This is a genomic window from Gillisia hiemivivida (assembly GCF_007997295.1).
Taxonomy (GTDB): Bacteria; Bacteroidota; Bacteroidia; order Flavobacteriales; family Flavobacteriaceae; genus Gillisia; species Gillisia hiemivivida.
In genome coordinates this window covers 1-19573 of sequence record NZ_VORY01000003.1, presented here as the reverse complement: position 1 = coordinate 19573, position 19573 = coordinate 1, and the positions used below count along the sequence as shown (strand labels likewise).

The window sequence follows — 19573 nt, the reverse complement described above, 5'->3', positions numbered from 1 at the left end:
TTAATTAGTTATTATTAAGTTTAATTGCCTGAGCAATCCAATCTTCTCTCATTGTTTCCGAAGGGAAATTCTCGATAAGCTCATTCAACAATTCAAAATCAATTGATTCCAATCTACTTACCTGAGCAAAAGTGTAAATTCCTACCTGGTGTAAACGTTGTTGTAATAATGGTCCAACAGCTTTTAATTTAGTAAGATCGCTTGCAGTTTCAGTTGCAGGATCGTAAATCCCAATTCTAGAAAGCATCTGATCTAATTGATCTTTTTGAACTTCTGAAGTTGTTAGTGCATCTGCATTAACAGTTTCTTCATGCTGATTGTTATCTGAATCATCATTTACTTTATTGTGTAAGCCATGAGCTTCATTTGCCCTAGGTTCTGCCATGAATGCCGGGTTACGGTGATCTACATCATCTCCATGCTCTGCACGAAGTTTCTTATATTTTGCTCCAGATGCTTTCAAGATCGTTTTTACCTCTGCCTGTGCAATCACTGGGAAAGAACGTGCATATAATAAGAACAACACAAAGAAGAATCCAATTGTACCAATAAAGATCCCGATGTCTACAAATGTAGGTGAGAACATTGTCCAAGAAGATGGTAAATAATCACGGTGCAATGAAGTTACAATAATTACAAAACGTTCAAACCACATCCCAATGTTTACAACAATAGAGATGAAGAAAGAGAACATAATACTTCTTCTTAATTTAGGGAACCACATAAATTGTGGAGAGAAAACGTTACACGTCATCATCGCCCAGTAAGCCCACCAATAAGGTCCGGTTGCTCTGTTTAGGAATGCATACTGCTCGTATTCTACTCCAGAATACCAAGCAACAAACAGTTCAGTAATATATGCACAACCAACGATAGAACCTGTAATCATAATTACAATGTTCATTAATTCGATATGCTGTATTGTAATATAATCTTCTAGATTAGACACTTTTCTCATAATGATCAAAAGTGTGTTTACCATTGCAAATCCAGAGAATACCGCCCCAGCAACAAAGTATGGAGGAAAGATAGTGGTATGCCATCCCGGAATTACCGAAGTAGCAAAATCAAAGGATACAATCGTGTGTACAGAAAGTACTAAAGGAGTAGCTAAACCTGCAAGTACCAAGGAAACTTCCTCGAAACGTTGCCAATCTTTAGCACGTCCACTCCATCCAAAAGATAGTATTCCGTAGATACGTTTATTAAAAGGAGTGATTGCTCTATCTCTAATCATTGCAAAATCTGGAAGTAAACCTGTCCACCAGAAAACTAGCGATACAGATAAATAAGTAGAAATTGCAAATACATCCCAAAGCAAAGGAGAGTTAAAGTTTACCCATAGAGAACCAAATTGGTTTGGTATAGGTAAAACCCAGTATGCTAACCATGGACGCCCCATGTGAATAATTGGGAACAACCCCGCCTGCATAACAGAGAAAATGGTCATAGCTTCCGCAGAACGGTTAATTGCCATTCTCCATTTTTGACGGAATAATAATAATACTGCAGAAATAAGGGTTCCTGCATGCCCAATTCCTACCCACCAAACAAAGTTGGTAATATCCCAAGCCCAACCCACGGTCTTGTTCAATCCCCAAGTTCCAATTCCAGTAGAAATGGTATAAATTATACAACCTACTCCCCAAAGAAAAGCGATAAGTGAGATAGAAAAAACTATCCACCAGTGTTTATTCGCCCGGCCTTCAACTGGTGCAGCCACATCTACGGTTACATCGTGATAGGTCTTATCCCCGATAACTAAAGGCTTTCTAATAGGTGCTTCGTAATGAGACATATCCTTTTATAATTGATTCTTTACTAATATTAATTTTTAAGCTTCTGAAGTATTTCTAACCTTAGTTTGATACATCACATTTGGCTTAGTTCCCACAGATTCCAATAAGTGATACATTCTCTTATCTTCAACCTTGTTTACGATCTTCGCGGACTCATCATTCACATCTCCAAAGACCATAGCGCCTTTATCACATGCTGCAGAACAAGCTGTATGGAATTCACCATCTTCTATTACTCTTCCGTCACGTTTAGCATCAAGGATCGTTTTTTGTGTTTTTTGAATACACATAGAACATTTTTCCATAACCCCTCTAGAACGCACAGTAACATCTGGATTCAATACCATTCTACCAAGGTCATTATTCATATGGTAATCAAACTCATCGTTCTTAGTATAATCAAACCAGTTAAAACGACGCACTTTATAAGGACAGTTGTTAGCACAATATCTTGTACCTACACATCTGTTATATATCATTTGATTTTGACCCTGACGACCGTGTACAGTTGCAGCAACCGGGCATACAGTTTCACATGGTGCATGGTTACAATGTTGGCACATCACCGGTTGAAAAACCACTTGCGGGTTATCTGCTGGAGATTCCATTTCGGCTAACTGAGATAATGATTCTCCTAAACCAGAAATATCATCTTTCTTTTCAATATCTCCAGTAAAGCTATCTTCAGAGGAATAATATCTATCTATACGCAACCAGTGCATATCTCTAGATTTTCTTATCTCTTGTTTCCCAACTACAGGAACATTGTTTTCTGAATGACATGCAATTACACAAGCACCACAACCAGTACAAGCATTTAAATCTATAGAAAGATTAAAATGATGCCCTATTGTCCTGTCAAAACTCTCCCAAATATCTACTTCTGGAGAAGTAACATCGGTTTCAATATGATTTAAGGAAACCTGCGGAGTCTTGTTATATGCATTTTTTTCTTTAGTATTGAAGATCTCCAAGGTAGTCTCCTTGATGATATCTCCTCTCCCCATAAGGGTGTTTTGTAACTGAACACATGCAAATTCATGAACTCCAGCAACTTTTTCAATATTTATATATTGTAGAGAACTAAAGTCTTTATATAATGGGTAGGCGTTAACACCTACTTGCATTTCTTCTTGAATTCCTTCTTTTTTACCATAACCTAAAGCAAGACCAACAGATCCTTTTGCTTGTCCAGGCTGAATAAGAACAGGAACCATTTTTACTTCTACACCATCCATAGTAATGTTAACATAGCTACCATCTAAGGCGCCATTGGCAACATTCTCATTGATAACACCCAGTTCATCTGCATCTTCTCTGGACATTGTTAAGTAATTATCCCAAGATGCTCTGGTAAGAGGATCTGGCATTTCCTGCAGCCATGGGTTATTAGCTTGTTGTCCATCTCCCAAAGAGACTTTAGTATAAAGGCTTAATTGATAACCTTTAGCTTCTGAAGCTGCACTTAGGTTACGAGCAGCACTACTTGTATTGATTGTACCACCTACAAACTCTGAATCTGCAGTTGCACCTGAAGCAGGAGCAGTTCCTTCGAAAACACCATCATGCAAGGCAGTATTCCAGGCATCTGTTCCCAATGAGCTCCAAGTTTCCTTGATATACTCGTAATAAGATTTATCAGATCCGTTCCATTTCAATAAACAATCTTGGAACTGTCTAGTATCAAACAATGGTCTGATAGTAGGTTGCATCAAACTGAAATTATTCTTTGTGAATTGAACATCTCCCCAGCTCTCTAGGTAATGAGGCGTAGCCGCGACGAACTTACACAATTTAGCAGTTTCATCTTCCTTCATAGAGAAAGCAACAGAAACTTCAATATCTTTTAATCCTTTTACAAATTCTTTAGAATTTGGTAAGCTATATACTGGATTCACCCCTGCAATTAAAATTGCTCCGATACTTCCACTCTGCATATCTTCTACCAACTTAGCTACAGCAGTAGCATTCCCTTGACGGGTCATTTTAGGATTAGCAGTATCCATCACCTGGCTACCTATAGCCTCGTTGATCTCTAATACCAGAGCCTGAGCATCTGCCTCTGGAAGTCCAGAAACAACAACCCCTTTACTACCTGCTTTTCTTAATTGCGAAGCTGCTTTTACAACTGCATCGTCTATTTTACCAGGAAGATCACTACTTGAAGAACCTCCAGCAATATATCCGTATAATGCTGCTAAAACCGCTCGTTGTTGTGCTGGAGTAACAGGAATACGCTTATCTGCATTTGCTCCAGATAAAGACATATTAGACTCAAACTGAATATGACGGGACATTTTTCCGTTTTCAGGAATTCTTGTCTTGGCATAACCAGCATCATAACCACCACCTTGCCAGTCTCCTAAGAAATCTGCACCAACAGAAACGATGGTTCCAGCTTTAGAAAAATCGTAGTTGGGTAATGCTCTGGTTCCGTATTTAGATTGGAAGGCAGTTAATACCCCATCCTCAGAAACCGTATCATATACAACGTGACGTGCATTCCCGAATTTACCAGAAAACTCATTTATCAAATTTGAAGTAGAAGGACTAGCAAAAGTTTGAGTTAAAAGAACAACTTCTCCAGTCACCCCTTTCAACGCATCTCCAACTTGCTGGTCAAAATCTTCCCAAGACACATTCTGGCCATTAGCCATTGGTCTTTTTACTCTTTGATTGTCATATAATGAAAGTACCGAAGCATTCACTCTCGCGTTTGCACCAGACATTCCAGCAGACAAGGTATTGTTATCAATTTTAACTGGACGTCCTTCGCGAGTTTTCACCAATACGCTAGAAAAGTCAAAACCATCTGCAATTGTAGTTGCGTAATAGTTTGCTATTCCAGGTACAATTCTTTCTGGTTGCACTAAATAAGGAATGGATTTAATAACCGGACCTTCACATGCTGCCAGAGAAGCAGCTGCCGTACTAAAACCAACATATTTAAGGAAATCACGACGAGTTGTAGAAGAACTACTTAAAGAATCTTTATCACCTAAAAATTCATCGGTAGGGATTTCTTCTGCAAACTCTTTTTGTTGGATCGTCTCAACAATAGAGCTATTTTCATTTAGCTCTTCAACACTTTTCCAGTATTTTTTGTTTGATGACATATATATCTAGATATTACTTCTTAATTAATTACCCGATTGCTCAGGACTGACTTTTTATTAATAGTGGCATTTACCACATTCCAAACCACCTAACTGAGCAGCAGTCAATTCCTCTACTCCGTATTTTTTAGACAACTCTTCATGGATCTTTTCGTAATATTCATTACCAGCCATTTTCACGTTGGTTTCACGGTGACAGTTAATACACCATCCCATAGTTAACGGAGCATCTTGATAAACAATTTCCATTTCCTGAATTGGACCGTGACATTTCTGACATTCTATTCCCGCCACAGTAACATGCTGTGAGTGATTGAAATAAGCGAAATCTGGTAAGTTGTGAATTCTAATCCATTTAACTGGCTTAGTTTCTCCGGTATAGGCCTGATTTGCTGGATCCCATCCCGTTGCCTCGTATAATTTTTTGATCTCCTTATCGTAGAATTCTTTTGAATATTCTTCAGTAGCTGTAGATTCTGCAACTTCACCAATAGATTTATGACAATTCATACAAACATTTAAAGATGGAATTCCTGAATGTTTTGATGTTCTTGCTGAAGAATGACAATATTTACATTCTATCTGGTTGTCTCCTGCATGGATTCTATGCGAGTAATGAATTGGTTGGATTGGCTGATAACCTTGATCTATACCCACTTGCATAAAAAACCCATAAACCATATACCCACTAGCAAGCAATACGACTATTGCGGTAACTAATACTAAGAATTGATTTTCTACAAAAGACTTATACAAGGGCTTTCTTTTTTCCTTAACCGGAAGCACCACACCACTTACTGTAGCAAAATTTCTAAGTGTCTTGTTCACTAAAAACAACACAAGCAGAAGCATTACTAGAACAAATGCCAATATCATTAGAATTACATTATTCGAAACTCCACCACCCGAAGCACCGCCATCTGTAGCACCACCACCTGCAAGCGCAGGAGGAGCAGTTGGCTTTGGCTGCTCTACGTATGCAAGAATATCTCCAATCTCTGCCTCTGTTAATAGAGGGAAAGCCGGCATTGCCGTTTTGTTGTATTCTTCATAAATAGCAACTGCCTGTGCATCTCCGGACGCAATCATTTCAGCTGAATTATAGATCCATGATTCTATCCAACTTCTAGAACGCCTGTCGGAAACTCCATTCAGAGCAGGCCCGATAGACTTAGAATAAGGCTTGTGACATGCAGCACATAATGAATTGAATAATGCTTTACCATTTGCCACATCTCCAGAACCGGGTTCTGCAGCAACAGCCTCTGTAGCCTGCTCATCTCCAGCCGAAGCCTGATCTTCTTGAGCAAAGTTAAAATTGGTAAATGAAAGCAGAAACACTACTGATAAAAGTAGTAATCTGGATGTTGAATGGCGGAATTTCACCTTTTTCATATTGTAAGTTGAATTAACGTCTTATGTTTGGCACGATATTTTATAACTATCACTAATAAATAATTACTAAAAAAAATACAGTTATCGCACCCCTAAATTCAGGCACAAAAGTAACACTTAAAGTCGATTTTAGAAATGTTGCATATATGTTAACACGTAATTTATATTAGTTCTAAATAATAAAATCACTCCCCAATCAGTTATTTAATTTTACTTTTACATCAAACCAATTTATAATGAGAATATTAAAAATAAAAGATTGTTTTTTTATAGGCCTTTTCCTCTTAGGAATCCAACAAATTGGAGTTGCACAAATAGGGAAAGTAAACATTCAACAGGACGCAAAAATCCCTAATTTACTAGAAATGAAGTCAGAAATGACCAAAGACGGAAAATTTGGCGATCGTTATAAAATCCAGCTTTACTATGGTGACAACAATTCAGCTAGTGAGGTGATCAAGGAATTCAGATCTCTTCATTCTGAATGGCCTTCACAAATAATTTACGAAACTCCTAACTATAAAGTTTGGATAGGAAACTTTAGAAATCGTTTAGAAGCAGATCGTGCTCTTATGAAGGTAAAAGGAGATTTCCCTTCCGCATTTATTCCTAAACCACAACGAGATTAATAGTTCCCATCCAACCCATCATCCCATCCCCCGCTCTTCCCAAAGGGAAGGGAGCTAACATTCTAATTATATAACTCTCAAATTAGGAGTATTCGTTGTGATGAGATTCTTAGATAGGATGACATAGTAGACAGTCACATAAAAGAGATTCTTCAATACACTGCTCTTCGTTCATAATGACACCTCGCTTTTCAAAGTCCTTCCCTTCGGGGAGGGTTTAGGAGGGGATGAGAAAATAATTCAACTCATCCCAACCCCCAGCCCTTCCCAAAGGAAAGGGAGCTAATATTCTAATTATCATAACTTCCCAAATTATGAGTATTCGTTGTGATGAGATTCTTAGATAGGACGACATTTCCGTATTTTGTCATTCCGACGAAAAGAGGAATCTAGTTATTGTTAGTAGGCTATAATTTAACCTATCGTTTTTTCAAAGTCCTTCCCTCTGGGGAGGATTTAGGAGGGGATGAGAAAATAATTCATCCCATCCCCCAGCCCTTCCCAAAGGGAAGGGACCTAATATTCTAATTATATAACTCTCAAATTAGGAGTATTAGGGGTAACGAGATTCTTAGATAGGATGACATTTCCGTATTTTGTCATTCCGACGAAAGGAGGAATCTCTTTATTGTTAGAGAGCTATAATTTATCCTATCGTTGTTTTAAAGTCCTTCACTCTGGGGAGGATTTAGGAGGGGATGAGAAAATAATTCATCCCATCCCCCAGCCCTTCCCGATGGGAAGGGAGCTAATATTCTAATTATCATAACTTCCCAAATTATGAGTATTCGTTGTGATGAGATTCTTAGATAGGATGACATAGTAGACAGTCACATAAAGGAGATTCTTCAATACACTGCTCTTCGTTCATAATGACACCTTGCGTTGTTTTAAAGTCCTTCCCTTCGGGGAGGATTTAGGAGGGGATGCAAAAAAAAAGGCTGTCTGGATAAAATCCGAACAGCCTTTTTTATATTAATAAGAAATTACTTTTACTTCTTCATTTTCTTCTTCACAGCAATCTCTCTATATCCTTCAATTATATCGCCTTCTTGAATATCATTGTAGTTTTTGATCTGCATACCACAATCATATCCTTTGGCAACTTCTTTTACATCGTCTTTAAATCTACGTAGCGCAATTAGATCACCTGTGTGAACCACAACTCCATCACGAATCAATCTAATACCTTCGTTTCTGTAGATCTTACCAGCTGTCACCATACAACCTGCAATGGTTCCAATTTTAGATATTTTGAATAACTCTCTTACCTCTGCAGTACCTGTGATCTCTTCTTTCATCTCTGGAGATAACATTCCCTCCATCGCATCTCGAAGATCGTTGATCGCATCGTAGATAATAGAATATGTTCTGATATCGATTTCTTCCTTATCTGCAATTTGTCTTGCATTTCCTGCAGGACGAACATTAAATCCGATTATAACCGCATCTGAAGCCGAAGCTAACAACACATCACTTTCTGTAATTGGACCAACTCCTTTATGTATAATATTCACCTGAATCTCTTCAGTAGTTAATTTCTGGAAACTGTCTGTTAATGCTTCTACTGAACCATCCACATCACCTTTCAAGATAATATTGATCTCTTTAAATTCACCTAAAGCAATACGTCTTCCAATTTCATCCAACGTAATGTGACGTTGAGTACGAACAGATTGCTCTCTTTGCAGCTGAGTACGTTTTGCAGCGATATCTTTAGCTTCACGCTCATCCATCATCACTCTAAACTTATCACCTGCCTGTGGCGCTCCATCCAATCCTAAGATAGAAACCGGAGTAGAAGGTGTGGCTACCGCTACATCCTTACCACGTTCATCCTGCATTGCCTTGATCTTACCACTGTGGCGACCAGCCAATACATAATCTCCTAATTTTAAAGATCCATCTTGTACCAGAATTGTAGAAACATATCCTCTTCCTTTATCCAAGAATGCTTCTACCACAGTACCTTTTGCTGGTTTGTCTGGATTAGCAGTTAATTCTAAGATCTCTGCTTCCAACAATACTTTTTCAAGTAACTCTTTAACACCATCTCCTGTTTTAGCAGAAATATCGTGAGATTGAATTTTTCCTCCCCAATCTTCTACCAGAAGATTCATTTGAGCTAATTGCTCTTTTATCTTTTCTGGATTCGCCGCTGGCAAATCAGATTTATTGATTGCAAAAACAATAGGAACTCCAGCTGCCTGAGCGTGAGAGATCGCTTCTTTTGTTTGAGGCATCACATCATCATCTGCTGCAATTACGATAATTGCAATATCTGTAACCTGTGCACCCCTAGCACGCATCGCGGTAAAGGCCTCGTGACCTGGAGTATCTAAAAATGCCATTTTTTGACCTCCACTTAATTCTACCCCGTAAGCACCAATATGTTGTGTAATTCCACCGCTTTCGCCCGCAATTACATTTTCTTCACGTATATAATCCAATAAAGATGTCTTACCGTGATCTACGTGACCCATCACCGTAACGATTGGTGCTCTAGGTTTAAGATCTTCCGGCTTATCTTTTTCTTCTTCTGCTGCTTCTTCAATATCTGCGGAAACAAACTCAACTTCATAATCAAATTCACTAGCAACAATAGATAAGGTCTCAGCATCTAAACGCTGATTCATTGTTACCATCATTCCAAGAGACATACATGCAGAGATAATTTTTGTAACCGGCACATCCATCATCGTAGCAACTTCACTTACAGTAACAAACTCTGTTACTTTAAGGATTTTGCTATCTAACTCTTGTTGTGCAGCATCATCTTCTGTACGTTGACGGTGTTGATCACGCTTACCTCTTCTATATTTAGCTCCTTTTCCTTTGCTAGATTTCCCTTGAAGTTTTTCTAAGGTTTCCCTTACTTGCTTTTGTACTTCTTCTTCACTAGGTTCTTCCTTGACCATTGCAGGTCTTGCAGGTCTTTTTCCTCCAGGTCCTCCTCCAGGTCCTCCTCCAGCACGAGACTTGCTAAATGTTCCAGCAGGTGCTGCCGTAGTAGTTCCTGGCTTTACATCTTTGCTTATTCTACGACGACGCTTCTTATTCTTGTCGTCTGTAGCTTTTTTATCGTCCTTCTTTTTAACTGGTTTCTTGAACTTAGAAAGATCAATTTTTTGTCCAGTAAAATTGGGACCGTTTAATTTCGTGTAGTTTGTTTTATGAGTTTCAGATTCAGGATCTTTCTCAGCTTCTCCTTCCGCACCATCTTTCGAAGGCCCAGCTTCACCACCAATCTTTCCTGAGGCAACTTTTTCCTCAGTCTTTTCAGTCTCAACTTTTGGAGCTTCCTCCTTCGGTGTTTCGGCTTTTGGTGTTTCAGCTTTTGGCGCTTCCACAACCTCTTTAGCCACTTCTTTTTCAGAAGGTTTAGCTTCAGCCTTAGGTGTTTCCACAACAGGCTTTTCAGCCTCAACAGCTTTAGGCTTCTCCGTCTCCTCTTTCACAGGAGCTTCTTTAGCTTTTTCAGCCTTTGGAGCTTCAACTTCAGGAGTTTTAGCTTCAGTCTTTTCAACTTCTGGCTTTTTCTCTTCAGCTTTCTTCTCTCCACCAGGTTTTTTATCCAAGTCGATTTTACCAACTTGTTTAGGCCCTTCTAATTTAGCTCTAGCACTTACAACCTCTTGCTTCTTAACTTCATCCTTCCGTTTGTCGTCAAGCTCCTTCTCACGAGCTAAACGCAATTCCTCCTTCTCCTTGCGCTTTTCTTCCCCAACTTCTTTGGACTGCACCTTTTTACTCTTATCTGTTTCAAATTGATCAGCTAAGACTTGGTAGATACCCTCAGAAATTTTGGTGGTAGGACGTGCCTCTATCTCGTGTCCTTTGGAATTTAAAAATTCCACAGCACGATCTAGCGAAATATTGAATTCACGTAGTACCTTGTTTAATCGCATTGTTTTTGCTTCAGCCATAAATTGCCTCTAATTTAACCTCTTATTTTATTATTATCAATTTAAAAAAAATTGATATTTATTCAAATTCCTTTCTTAAAACCTGGATCACTTGTAGTACAGTCTCTTCTTCAAGATCTGTTCTTCTAACAAGATCGTTCACATCTTGTTCCAAAATACTCTTAGCAGTATCTAAACCAATTTTCGCAAACTCTGCGATCACCCAGTCTTCGATCTCATCAGAGAATTCTGTAAGCTCAACATCTTCTTCTCCACCATCTCTAAACACATCAATCTCATAGCCAGTAAGCTGACCTGCAAGCCTGATATTGTGACCTCCACGACCAATCGCTTTAGAAACTTCTTCTGGTTTAAGGATAACTTCTGCACGTTTTGTCTCTTCATCTAATTTGATAGAAACAATTTTAGCAGGACTTAAAGCCCTTGTTATAAATAGCTGGTCATTACTTGTGTAATTAATAACATCTATGTTCTCGTTGCCCAATTCACGCACAATACTGTGAATTCTTGAACCTTTCATCCCCACACATGCTCCAACAGGATCTATTCTATCATCGTAGGAATCTACAGCAACCTTCGCTTTTTCCCCTGGAATACGCACCACTTTTTTAACTGTGATCAATCCATCAAATACTTCAGGTATTTCCTGTTCGAATAATTTCTCTAGGAAAACCGGAGCAGTACGCGACATTATAATTTGTGGCTTACTACCTTTTAATTCTACACTTTCTATAATTCCACGAACGTTTTCTCCTTTTCTGAAAAAATCTGAAGGGATCTGACGGTCTTTTGGAAGTATAATCTCGTTTCCTTCATCATCCAACAATATAATTGCTCTATGACGAATATGGTGAACTTCTGCAGTATAAATCTCTCCTTCAAGCTCTTTAAACTGCTTATAAATATTTGTATTATCATGCTCATGGATCTTAGCGATCAAATTTTGACGCAATGCCAAAATAGATCTTCTTCCCAGATCCATCAATTTCACTTCTTCAGAAACATCTTCGCCAACTTCAAAATCAGGCTCTATTTTTCTTGCTTGCGCTAGAGATATTTCCTGATTTGGATCTTCTACTTCTCCATCTGCCACCACAATACGGTTTCTCCAAATCTCTAAATCCCCTTTATCAGGATTTACAATGATATCAAAGTTATCATCTTCACCATATTTCTTCTTTAAAGCACTTCTGAAAACATCTTCCAAAATTGCCATTAAAGTTACTCGATCTATCAGCTTATCGTCTTTAAATTCCGAAAAAGACTCTATTAAAGCGATATTTTCCATATCAAATTATTATTAAAATGTTATCACAACTTTAGCTTCCAATATATCTTGAAACGCTATAGTAGCTTCTTTATCTACGGTCACTTTTCCTTTACCTACCGGCTTAGGCTCTCTTGCCTGCCACTCTATGCTTATTCCATCTTCTGAAACCTGCTGTAATTTCCCTTCAAATTTATTAGAATTTGTTTGGACAGCTAATGTTCTTCCGATATTTTTTTTATACTGTCTAGAGAATTTCAAAGGTTCAGTAGCACCCGCAGAAGCCACTTCCAATGAAAATTCTATTTCATCTTCATCTAACTCTCCTTCAACTTTTCTGCTCACCGCAACACAATCACTTACTGTAACCCCATTATCCCCATCAATTATCACTGAAATATGATTTTGATCGTTGATATTTAAGGCTATTAAAAATAAGGAATTATTTTCGTGAAAGGCTTCTTCCAATAAATTTTCTACTCTCTCTTGCAACATAATGCTTATAAAAAGAGGGGACTTTTCGTCCCCTCGCTGTATTTATTTTCGTTTCAACGCTGCAAATATAATAAAAATTATTGAAGAATTAAAACAGCTTTGTAAATGAAATTTTATTCGTAGTTTTAATAATACAATCATTTTTAAAGCTTTACCATGAAAAGAATCCTCGTTCCTACTGACTTTTCCGCTAAAGCGGAAAACGCGTTAAAAGTTGCTGCTGAATTAGCGAACCGTTTTAATGGTGAAATATTTCTTTTACACATGTTGGAATTACCGCTACAATTAGTAAATCCTGTAAGTGGCACCGGGAATCAAAACCTACCTGAGGCACTGTTTTTCATGAAGTTAGCTAAAAAGAAATTTGGAAAATTAATAGACTCCCCTTTTTTGGAAGGAATTAAAGTTCATGATATTGTAGAATTTCATCAGGCTTTTGATGGCATCATGGAAGTGAGCAAAGAACATAATTGTGATTTTATTGTTATGGGCTCCAATGGAGCAAGCGGACTTAAAGAAGTATTTATTGGATCTAATACCGAAAAAGTAGTTCGAAATTCCACTATCCCGGTGTTGGTAATTAAAAACGAACACGATAAATTTGATATTAATAACTTTGTTTTTGCTACAGACTGCGATCTGGAACATAAACACACCTTTAATAAAGCCATCCAGTTTGCAAAAAAGATCAATGCGCACTTACACCTTGTCTATATAAATACTGCTAATAATTTTAAAACTTCGATTGAGTCTACGGAATGTTTAAACGATTTCGTGAAAGGAGAAGATCTAGATGAGCTCTCTCTAATTGTATATAATGACGTTACTGTAGAAAAAGGCGTACTTAATTTCGCGAAAAGCATCAATGCAGGATTGATTGGGATTAGCACTCATGGCAGAAAGGGATTAGCACATTTCTTTAATGGAAGCATCAGTGAAGATCTGGTAAATCATGCAAATAGACCAGTGGTTACTTTTAAGATCTAAAGAAAACTTTTTAGTGCTCCATTACGAATACATAACCAAAGAAAATTCCAAAAAGATTTTGTTTTATCTCTGGTGGCAGAAATATTTTTTTGATCTATTTTCTTATTAGCAACGTTTTTCTTTAAAATCAAATTAGCCAATCCAGAGAGGATCTTATTTTTGCTGTAACCATCTTTCTTAAGTATCTCGACTTTAAAATCATGATATTGCAAACGAGTATCTCCTAATGCATTATCATCATTCCCGTAGAAATTAAAAAACATGGAAGATATCTTCCCTTCCACCTCTATATTTAAGGCTGGTTTTAAAAATGAATTCATAGCACCCGCAGATATTCCTACCAAGTTCCCTGAAAAATTGAATTTATCTTCAAGATCACTAATATCGAATTCCATATTAAAATTTAAATTAGACTCCCCCATGAACTTAGCTTTCGCCTTTATAGTGGTAGGTTGGAAATTTTCTGCCTCCATATTTAAATTAGAGACATTTGCGATAGTCACATCCATTTCAGAAAACATCACTTTTCCCGGTGGTTTTCCTGCTACAGATTTTTCCTCATAAATGAGACTCGAATTGGAAATTTGAATAGTATCGAACTTCAGCTTAGTTTCCAACTCTCTTAATTTCTGACTGTATAGAGGTTTTATAGAATTATCATCTGGCAGGAGTTTGTTTCTATAAACAAGAAAGTCAGCCTTCTCAAAAAACGTTGTAGCACTTTCTAACTGAAGCTTATCTCCATTAAAGCCCCACGAGAAACCTTTCATCTTAATTCTGGGAACGTTCAGCTCAAATCTATCTTTTTCTACTTTTTGTCTTTGATCAAATTCCGTCTTGCTGAATTTCGGGATAATTCTTAGATCAGAAATATTGAGAGTACCTTTTTTTAGTTGTAGATTTTTAACTTGAAGATCATGCTCCGGATCTAAAGAATAAAATAAGGAATCGCTGTTTATTGAAACCTCTCTAAAACTAAATGGTATTTTATTTTTGAGGCTTGCTTCAGTAATATGAAGATCATAGATGTCCATGTTCTTTAAAGAAATATATAACTGTTCCTTTATGGTGTCGTTTTCTGATATTTTGAGATGGCCCTCTTGAATTACCAAATGCCGGATCTTAATATCTTCTTTAAAACCTTTTTTAGAATTTTCTTTATCTGGGTCTTTAAGAGTATCAGATTGAGTTATATGAATTTCCGGTTTTTTAAATACAATTCTATCAAAGACAATTTTATTATTGGAGAAGTATTCTTTATAATCCAGGTCTATTACACTTAGCTCTTCAGAGCTTATTGTCGCACTACCAAGCTTTAATTTAGGACTAGAGACCACAGAACTACCACTAATAATATCTACACTAATGTCCTTATATTCTACATTAGAATTAAGTAACTCTTGTTCTATCCCGGCTTTAATTTTTTGTTTAACTATTTTATTAGCAAAGTATACTACCCCTAACAAAACAGCTAAACCAATAAAAGTATAAAGTAAAATCTTATATTTTTTCTCCACTATAAATGTTCTTATAGAGCCAATTTACAAACCCGTGGAGTTTTCTTTATTTCCATTGGGCATATTTTAACTTATTCCTTTAAGCCACTGAAAGCCTATAAGTTAAATTTAAGTCAAATTGTAATTATTCCATTTAAAGAACGACTTAAGGTATTATATTTGAAGAATTAATTTTAGAACTTATAAACCCTATTACTTCTCTTAAAAATGATATTTAAACTAGCAATAAAAATTGTGTTTTTGGCCATCGAATTATTTCTTGGCTTTTACAGTTTGCTCATGACAGATAGCTTAGGAATGAAATTTTTATTTTTCGCTTTTACAGCTTTTATTGTGGCATTTATTATTGCAAAATTCACAAATAAAATTTTACCTTCAGTATCAGAATCTTTTCCAGATGACGACTTTATTTCTGAAGAACATATTGAAAAACAAAAAGCACCATTAAATTAAATTATAGTCGAAGTTGTTGTTAAGATTGAAAGTGATTAGGACTATAATTTGGAGAATCCGATGAAATTAATTTCATCGGATTTTTTTTACAAGTACATATGAAGATTATTTGCATATCTGATACTCACAATAAACATGAAGAGTTAATACTTCCTGAAGGGGATTGTATAATTCATGCAGGAGACATCACAGAAGCAGGCACAAAAAAAGAAACCACAAATTTCCTGGAATGGTTTTCTTCAACCCCCTATAAGCATAAGATACTAGTTGCCGGGAATCATGATTTTTACTTAGAAAAGAAATTTCATAAACTAGATCAAATAATTCCAGACAATATTCATTATTTACAGGATTCGGGTGTTAGGATAGAAAAAATTAACTTTTGGGGTTCGCCTTATATTCCAGACGATAGCAATTGGGCATTCAGCAAAAATAGAGGAAAGCAAATTTCTAAACATTGGGAAAAGATCCCTGTAGAAACAAACATTCTAATTACACATATCCCGCCCTTTGGCATTTTAGATGAATTAGATAACAAAATGATGATAGGCTGCAAGAATTTAAAAGAAAGAATAAATAGCTTAAAAGTCTCTCATCACATATTCGGGCATGTACATAATGAGTATGGTAAAGTTAAAACTTCCAAAACTTTATTTATTAATTCATCCTCTATAGACGAATCTTATAGGCATATAAACCCACCGATAACAGTGATTTATCGATAGCAATCAAATATGTTCGTTTAAGTACTTTAAAAGTTAATTTATTGCTAACCCTCTAGATGTTAGGTTTTTATTAACATTGTGAACTGTAACTTTGGCGTTCAACCCAATGCAATTATTAACATTAATGAACTTGAATATGCCAAAATTTACACCAGACGTAATCCTTGAAGATGTTAAAAATCTAATCTCATATAGTATCACCAACCAAGAAGTAGATAACTCTAAATTTAAAAGCCTTCACAAAGCAATTATCAAAAGGTATTTTGATGCAAAGAAAGTTAAGATTAACTACCAAGAACAAACTGTAGATCTTCAATTACCTGTATCAAAGGACAAATATACTCCTATTACCTTTGAATGTTTAGATCTTGGGAGTTTTATTCAATCTTGTATAAAAACAGATGAAAATAGCTTGTATTTCTATCAGAATCTACTTACACATTATAATATTGTAAGTGCTGCGTAGGAATTAAATTAATTATACACTATTAAAAAAGCCCTAACTGAGAAGTCGGGGCTTTTTGTTAATAGTATAAGTATGCATATCCGCTTTGCGTCCTAATGGATATTCTAAACTTAGAAACGCAAAAATTTTTGTTTCCCCCGACCCTAAAAGAAAGCAAAATTTTAGAATTATTCAAAATTTTGAGAATATGACCACTCTTTAGGGCTGGGGCAAAGACATATTCGGCTATGGGATATTAAAATTAACTTTTAGTACTGTTTGCGGATATACGTAGTATAAGTTTACTAATATTTTGTTTCGGGCTTCATTTGGAATCCCTGAAACAAAAAATATAAGTGATTTTGATCAAGTACTATTTTCAAAAATTTCATCTCCTATTTCCTATAGTTTGTTCTACCTTCAAACCAGCCTCTTTCAAAGTTTTGAAACCGATTCGGTTAAAACACTACACCCGACTTCATCAGAAACCAGAGCAGGGCGACACCCAGAATGCTTCCGCTAATAAGCAGGATCCAAAAATTGCTGATTAGACCGGACTTTTCTTCTAAATTTTCATCAACACTGGCACTTTTATTTATTTTAGCTCTTTTATTGTAGTACAAAAAACTGTCCTGTTTTATCACTTCCCGACCTTCTTCAGAAATGGTATAAAGATCCTCCTGCATCTTTATAAAACCTGCCTGTAAAAGATCCCTTAAAACCTCTTCTTTCCAGGCTTCATATCGCCTGTTTTTCGGGATGCCTTTTTCATCTCGGATCTCATAAAGAACATTATCCATTTTATAGTAAGAAGAAAGAATTGAAGATTTATAGGCTAATGCTGGCATATGCTTGAATGTTAGGGTTCTTACATTTTTCAATAAAAAATAAATTAACAAAATTTTGTGATTAAAAACAAGTTTTAAAGTGTTAAAATTATCCTTCTATTGAAATTTGTCTCTAAGGAAACAAGTTGACAAAAGCTAATCGGAAGTCTATAAAAGAATTTTAGGATTGAATCAGAATTCGTAATTTTGATAAAAAGGTCGTCGAAATGGATTTACAGTCAAGAAAAATAGAATTCATCCAAGAATTTTTAAAGCTACAAAGTGAGGAAGCTATTTCCCGGCTTGAAAAGTTACTTAAAAAAGAGAAAAAAAATGTTGTTGAAGAAGAATTCAAACCAATGACAAAAAAAGAATTAAATAAACGAATTGACCAATCTGAATCTGACTTTGAGAAAAATCGATTTAAAAAAACTTCAGAATTATTATCTAACTACCAATAATGAATTTAGAAATAATTTGGTCAGATTTTGCAGAGAAACAGCTCGACAATATCTTTAAATATTATAAAAAAAATGCTAGTAATAGAGTTGCAAAATAAATGGTTCAAAGTTTAATTAATGAACCTAATAGATTAGAAAAAGATCCATTTATAGGACAAAAGGAAGAACTCCTCAAGGAAAGAAAAACTACATATAGATATTTGCTTTTCAAACATTACAAAATCATCTATTCAGTGGATGAAGAAAATGGATTTATCAAAATTGCAGATGTTTTCGCTACGCGACAAAAACCGACTGAAATAGAAAGATTCGAGTAACAGCAAGTTTCCAAAATCTGCCAGCATTAAAAATCAGTGAACACTGATATTTTAGACTTCTTGTAAAAATCAACCAAGCCAATAATTACGTTGCTTATCTAGAGGGGTCGAGAAATCACTCTTAAACTTGCCACGAATTAACGAATGCTAGCCTATCTTTAAGTATAGTGAAATCTCGATTGTTAATGTAACTCGCTGCTCCATTGAGATCTCTCCTTCCGATCACTATAGTGATAAGATGACAATTAAATTCGTTTGTCATCCTATGTTTGTAAATAGGATTTATTGAGTTGTTAAACTTTTATAATTTTATGGTTTAACAATAAAAGGAGAAAGAGCAAGGCAATTACTTGCCATTCAGGGCAGCGCGAAGAATCTCAAGGAAGCACTGAATACTATATAATGAAGATCCTTCCTGCGTCAGGATGACAAGATAGACACCTTATACTATTTAATTTTAAATTTTGCCTCGAATTCACGAATGTTTTTCTATAGAAATGTGGTAACCTAGTCTAGAACTGGAGACCTGAAATTTCACTTTAACATCCCCCCAACTATTCCTCACTCTTAAAATTTGTAATTTTACTTACACAAAAAAAATAACTCATGAAAAGCAATTTCAGTGAAATAATAAAAGGAGAAACACCAGTGCTGGTAGATTTTTATGCCGACTGGTGTGGTCCCTGCAAAGCATTGGCTCCAATATTAAAAGATGCGAAGTCTTCCCTTGGGGATAAAGTGAAGATCGTGAAGATAGATGTAGACAAAAATCAGGAACTTTCTTCCCAATATCAGGTAAGAGGTGTACCCACATTAATTCTATTTAAAGACGGAAAACAACTTTGGCGGCAGTCTGGAGTAGTCCCAAAAGATGAAATTGTGAGGATAATAGAAGAGCATTCTTAAATTAAAAGTGAAGAGTCAAGAGTGAAGAGTCAAGAGTCAAGAGTCTTTTCAGAAAACAACCTTTTCTATTACTTATTCAAGCTCCTAAAAATTTCAAATTATTTTTCACCAAATACATAAAACAAAAAACCCGAACTAAAAACTTCGGGTTTTCTATTGAAGTTGGCCTACTAGGGCTCCCGGATCAATCTCAAAAGTTGTGTGTGAATTGAAAATGTAGTTCGATATTTGCCAAAAAAAGAGGTTTGGATAACTACCTAGATTTAATTAAGCTTGTATTGCCACAATTCTTAGTGGATCATTTTGAT

General features: G+C 36.0%; 16 protein-coding genes. 8 read left to right on the top strand and 8 right to left on the bottom strand.

Going from position 1 to position 19573, the window contains the following annotated elements; all coding sequences use genetic code 11:
* Positions 1 to 4 precede the first annotated feature (4 nt).
* From nrfD to ES724_RS04170, 3 genes are read right to left on the bottom strand one after another with little or no spacing between them, the layout of a single operon-like run.
* Positions 5 to 1798, bottom strand: a complete 1794-nt coding sequence (gene nrfD / locus ES724_RS04180) for an NrfD/PsrC family molybdoenzyme membrane anchor subunit (RefSeq protein ID WP_146929994.1) — start codon at positions 1796 to 1798, stop codon at positions 5 to 7.
* 36 nt (positions 1799 to 1834) lie between these two features.
* Positions 1835 to 4915: a TAT-variant-translocated molybdopterin oxidoreductase gene (locus ES724_RS04175; RefSeq protein ID WP_146929991.1), complete on the bottom strand. Its 3081-nt coding sequence runs from the start codon at positions 4913 to 4915 to the stop codon at positions 1835 to 1837.
* Positions 4916 to 4972: 57 nt separating this feature from the next.
* A complete protein-coding gene (locus ES724_RS04170) occupies positions 4973 to 6310 on the bottom strand; it encodes a c-type cytochrome (RefSeq protein WP_146929988.1) in 1338 nt (445 codons plus the stop codon).
* A 236-nt stretch (positions 6311 to 6546) separates the two neighbouring features.
* On the opposite strand from ES724_RS04170, the gene ES724_RS04165 reads away from it, so the two are divergent.
* On the top strand, positions 6547 to 6939 hold the full coding sequence (locus tag ES724_RS04165; RefSeq protein WP_026837433.1) for an SPOR domain-containing protein: 393 nt from the start codon (positions 6547 to 6549) through the stop codon (positions 6937 to 6939).
* A 992-nt stretch (positions 6940 to 7931) separates the two neighbouring features.
* Here ES724_RS04165 and infB read toward each other — a convergent pair.
* The 3 genes from infB to rimP are packed head-to-tail and all read right to left on the bottom strand — an operon-like array spanning position 7932 to position 12627.
* Positions 7932 to 10865 (bottom strand): translation initiation factor IF-2, encoded by a 2934-nt coding sequence (infB, locus tag ES724_RS04160; protein WP_146929985.1) that lies wholly within the window; start codon positions 10863 to 10865, stop codon positions 7932 to 7934.
* A gap of 58 nt (positions 10866 to 10923) precedes the next feature.
* Entirely contained in the window at positions 10924 to 12153 is a 1230-nt protein-coding gene (nusA, locus tag ES724_RS04155; RefSeq protein WP_026837431.1) for a transcription termination factor NusA, read from the bottom strand.
* A gap of 12 nt (positions 12154 to 12165) precedes the next feature.
* Entirely contained in the window at positions 12166 to 12627 is a 462-nt protein-coding gene (gene rimP / locus ES724_RS04150; RefSeq protein ID WP_026837430.1) for a ribosome assembly cofactor RimP, read from the bottom strand.
* Positions 12628 to 12783: 156 nt separating this feature from the next.
* On the opposite strand from rimP, the gene ES724_RS04145 reads away from it, so the two are divergent.
* Complete coding sequence (locus ES724_RS04145; RefSeq protein WP_146929982.1) at positions 12784 to 13614, top strand: universal stress protein; 831 nt, start codon at positions 12784 to 12786, stop codon at positions 13612 to 13614.
* Here the strand turns inward: ES724_RS04145 and ES724_RS04140 are convergent.
* Entirely contained in the window at positions 13611 to 15131 is a 1521-nt protein-coding gene (locus ES724_RS04140; protein WP_146929979.1) for an AsmA family protein, read from the bottom strand. The two genes, ES724_RS04145 and ES724_RS04140, sit on opposite strands and share 4 nt — an antisense overlap.
* Before the next feature lie 207 nt (positions 15132 to 15338).
* Between ES724_RS04140 and ES724_RS04135 the strand changes: the two genes are divergently transcribed.
* From ES724_RS04135 to ES724_RS04125, 3 genes are all read left to right on the top strand, one after another.
* Complete coding sequence (locus tag ES724_RS04135) at positions 15339 to 15584, top strand: hypothetical protein (protein ID WP_146929976.1); 246 nt, start codon at positions 15339 to 15341, stop codon at positions 15582 to 15584.
* A 98-nt stretch (positions 15585 to 15682) separates the two neighbouring features.
* A complete protein-coding gene (locus ES724_RS04130) occupies positions 15683 to 16309 on the top strand; it encodes a metallophosphatase domain-containing protein (protein ID WP_146929973.1) in 627 nt (208 codons plus the stop codon).
* Positions 16310 to 16445: 136 nt separating this feature from the next.
* Positions 16446 to 16775 (top strand): hypothetical protein, encoded by a 330-nt coding sequence (locus ES724_RS04125; protein WP_146929970.1) that lies wholly within the window; start codon positions 16446 to 16448, stop codon positions 16773 to 16775.
* Positions 16776 to 17212: 437 nt separating this feature from the next.
* On the opposite strand, the gene ES724_RS04120 is transcribed toward ES724_RS04125, so the two are convergent.
* Positions 17213 to 17602, bottom strand: coding sequence for a hypothetical protein (locus tag ES724_RS04120; protein ID WP_146929967.1), 390 nt, complete (start codon positions 17600 to 17602; stop codon positions 17213 to 17215).
* 206 nt (positions 17603 to 17808) lie between these two features.
* Between ES724_RS04120 and ES724_RS04115 the strand changes: the two genes are divergently transcribed.
* From ES724_RS04115 to trxA, 3 genes are all read left to right on the top strand, one after another.
* Positions 17809 to 18042 (top strand): hypothetical protein, encoded by a 234-nt coding sequence (locus ES724_RS04115; protein ID WP_146929964.1) that lies wholly within the window; start codon positions 17809 to 17811, stop codon positions 18040 to 18042.
* Positions 18043 to 18140: 98 nt separating this feature from the next.
* A complete protein-coding gene (locus tag ES724_RS04110) occupies positions 18141 to 18359 on the top strand; it encodes a hypothetical protein (protein WP_246136815.1) in 219 nt (72 codons plus the stop codon).
* 606 nt (positions 18360 to 18965) lie between these two features.
* Positions 18966 to 19265 carry a thioredoxin gene (gene trxA / locus ES724_RS04105; RefSeq protein WP_146929961.1) on the top strand — a complete coding sequence of 100 codons (300 nt, stop codon included), beginning with the start codon at positions 18966 to 18968 and terminating at the stop codon, positions 19263 to 19265.
* The last annotated feature ends 308 nt before the right edge of the window (positions 19266 to 19573 follow it).

Coding starts and splice junctions, on each gene's coding strand:
- ES724_RS04130 (WP_146929973.1), top strand. CDS start 15,683: ATGAAGATTATTTGCATATCTGATACTCACAATAAACATGAAGAGTTA.
- ES724_RS04125 (WP_146929970.1), top strand. CDS start 16,446: ATGCCAAAATTTACACCAGACGTAATCCTTGAAGATGTTAAAAATCTA.
- ES724_RS04115 (WP_146929964.1), top strand. CDS start 17,809: ATGGATTTACAGTCAAGAAAAATAGAATTCATCCAAGAATTTTTAAAG.
- ES724_RS04120 (WP_146929967.1), bottom strand. CDS start 17,602: ATGCCAGCATTAGCCTATAAATCTTCAATTCTTTCTTCTTACTATAAA.
- rimP (WP_026837430.1), bottom strand. CDS start 12,627: ATGTTGCAAGAGAGAGTAGAAAATTTATTGGAAGAAGCCTTTCACGAA.
- nusA (WP_026837431.1), bottom strand. CDS start 12,153: ATGGAAAATATCGCTTTAATAGAGTCTTTTTCGGAATTTAAAGACGAT.
- ES724_RS04165 (WP_026837433.1), top strand. CDS start 6,547: ATGAGAATATTAAAAATAAAAGATTGTTTTTTTATAGGCCTTTTCCTC.
- trxA (WP_146929961.1), top strand. CDS start 18,966: ATGAAAAGCAATTTCAGTGAAATAATAAAAGGAGAAACACCAGTGCTG.
- ES724_RS04175 (WP_146929991.1), bottom strand. CDS start 4,915: ATGTCATCAAACAAAAAATACTGGAAAAGTGTTGAAGAGCTAAATGAA.
- infB (WP_146929985.1), bottom strand. CDS start 10,865: ATGGCTGAAGCAAAAACAATGCGATTAAACAAGGTACTACGTGAATTC.
- ES724_RS04145 (WP_146929982.1), top strand. CDS start 12,784: ATGAAAAGAATCCTCGTTCCTACTGACTTTTCCGCTAAAGCGGAAAAC.
- ES724_RS04110 (WP_246136815.1), top strand. CDS start 18,141: ATGGTTCAAAGTTTAATTAATGAACCTAATAGATTAGAAAAAGATCCA.
- ES724_RS04170 (WP_146929988.1), bottom strand. CDS start 6,310: ATGAAAAAGGTGAAATTCCGCCATTCAACATCCAGATTACTACTTTTA.
- nrfD (WP_146929994.1), bottom strand. CDS start 1,798: ATGTCTCATTACGAAGCACCTATTAGAAAGCCTTTAGTTATCGGGGAT.
- ES724_RS04135 (WP_146929976.1), top strand. CDS start 15,339: ATGATATTTAAACTAGCAATAAAAATTGTGTTTTTGGCCATCGAATTA.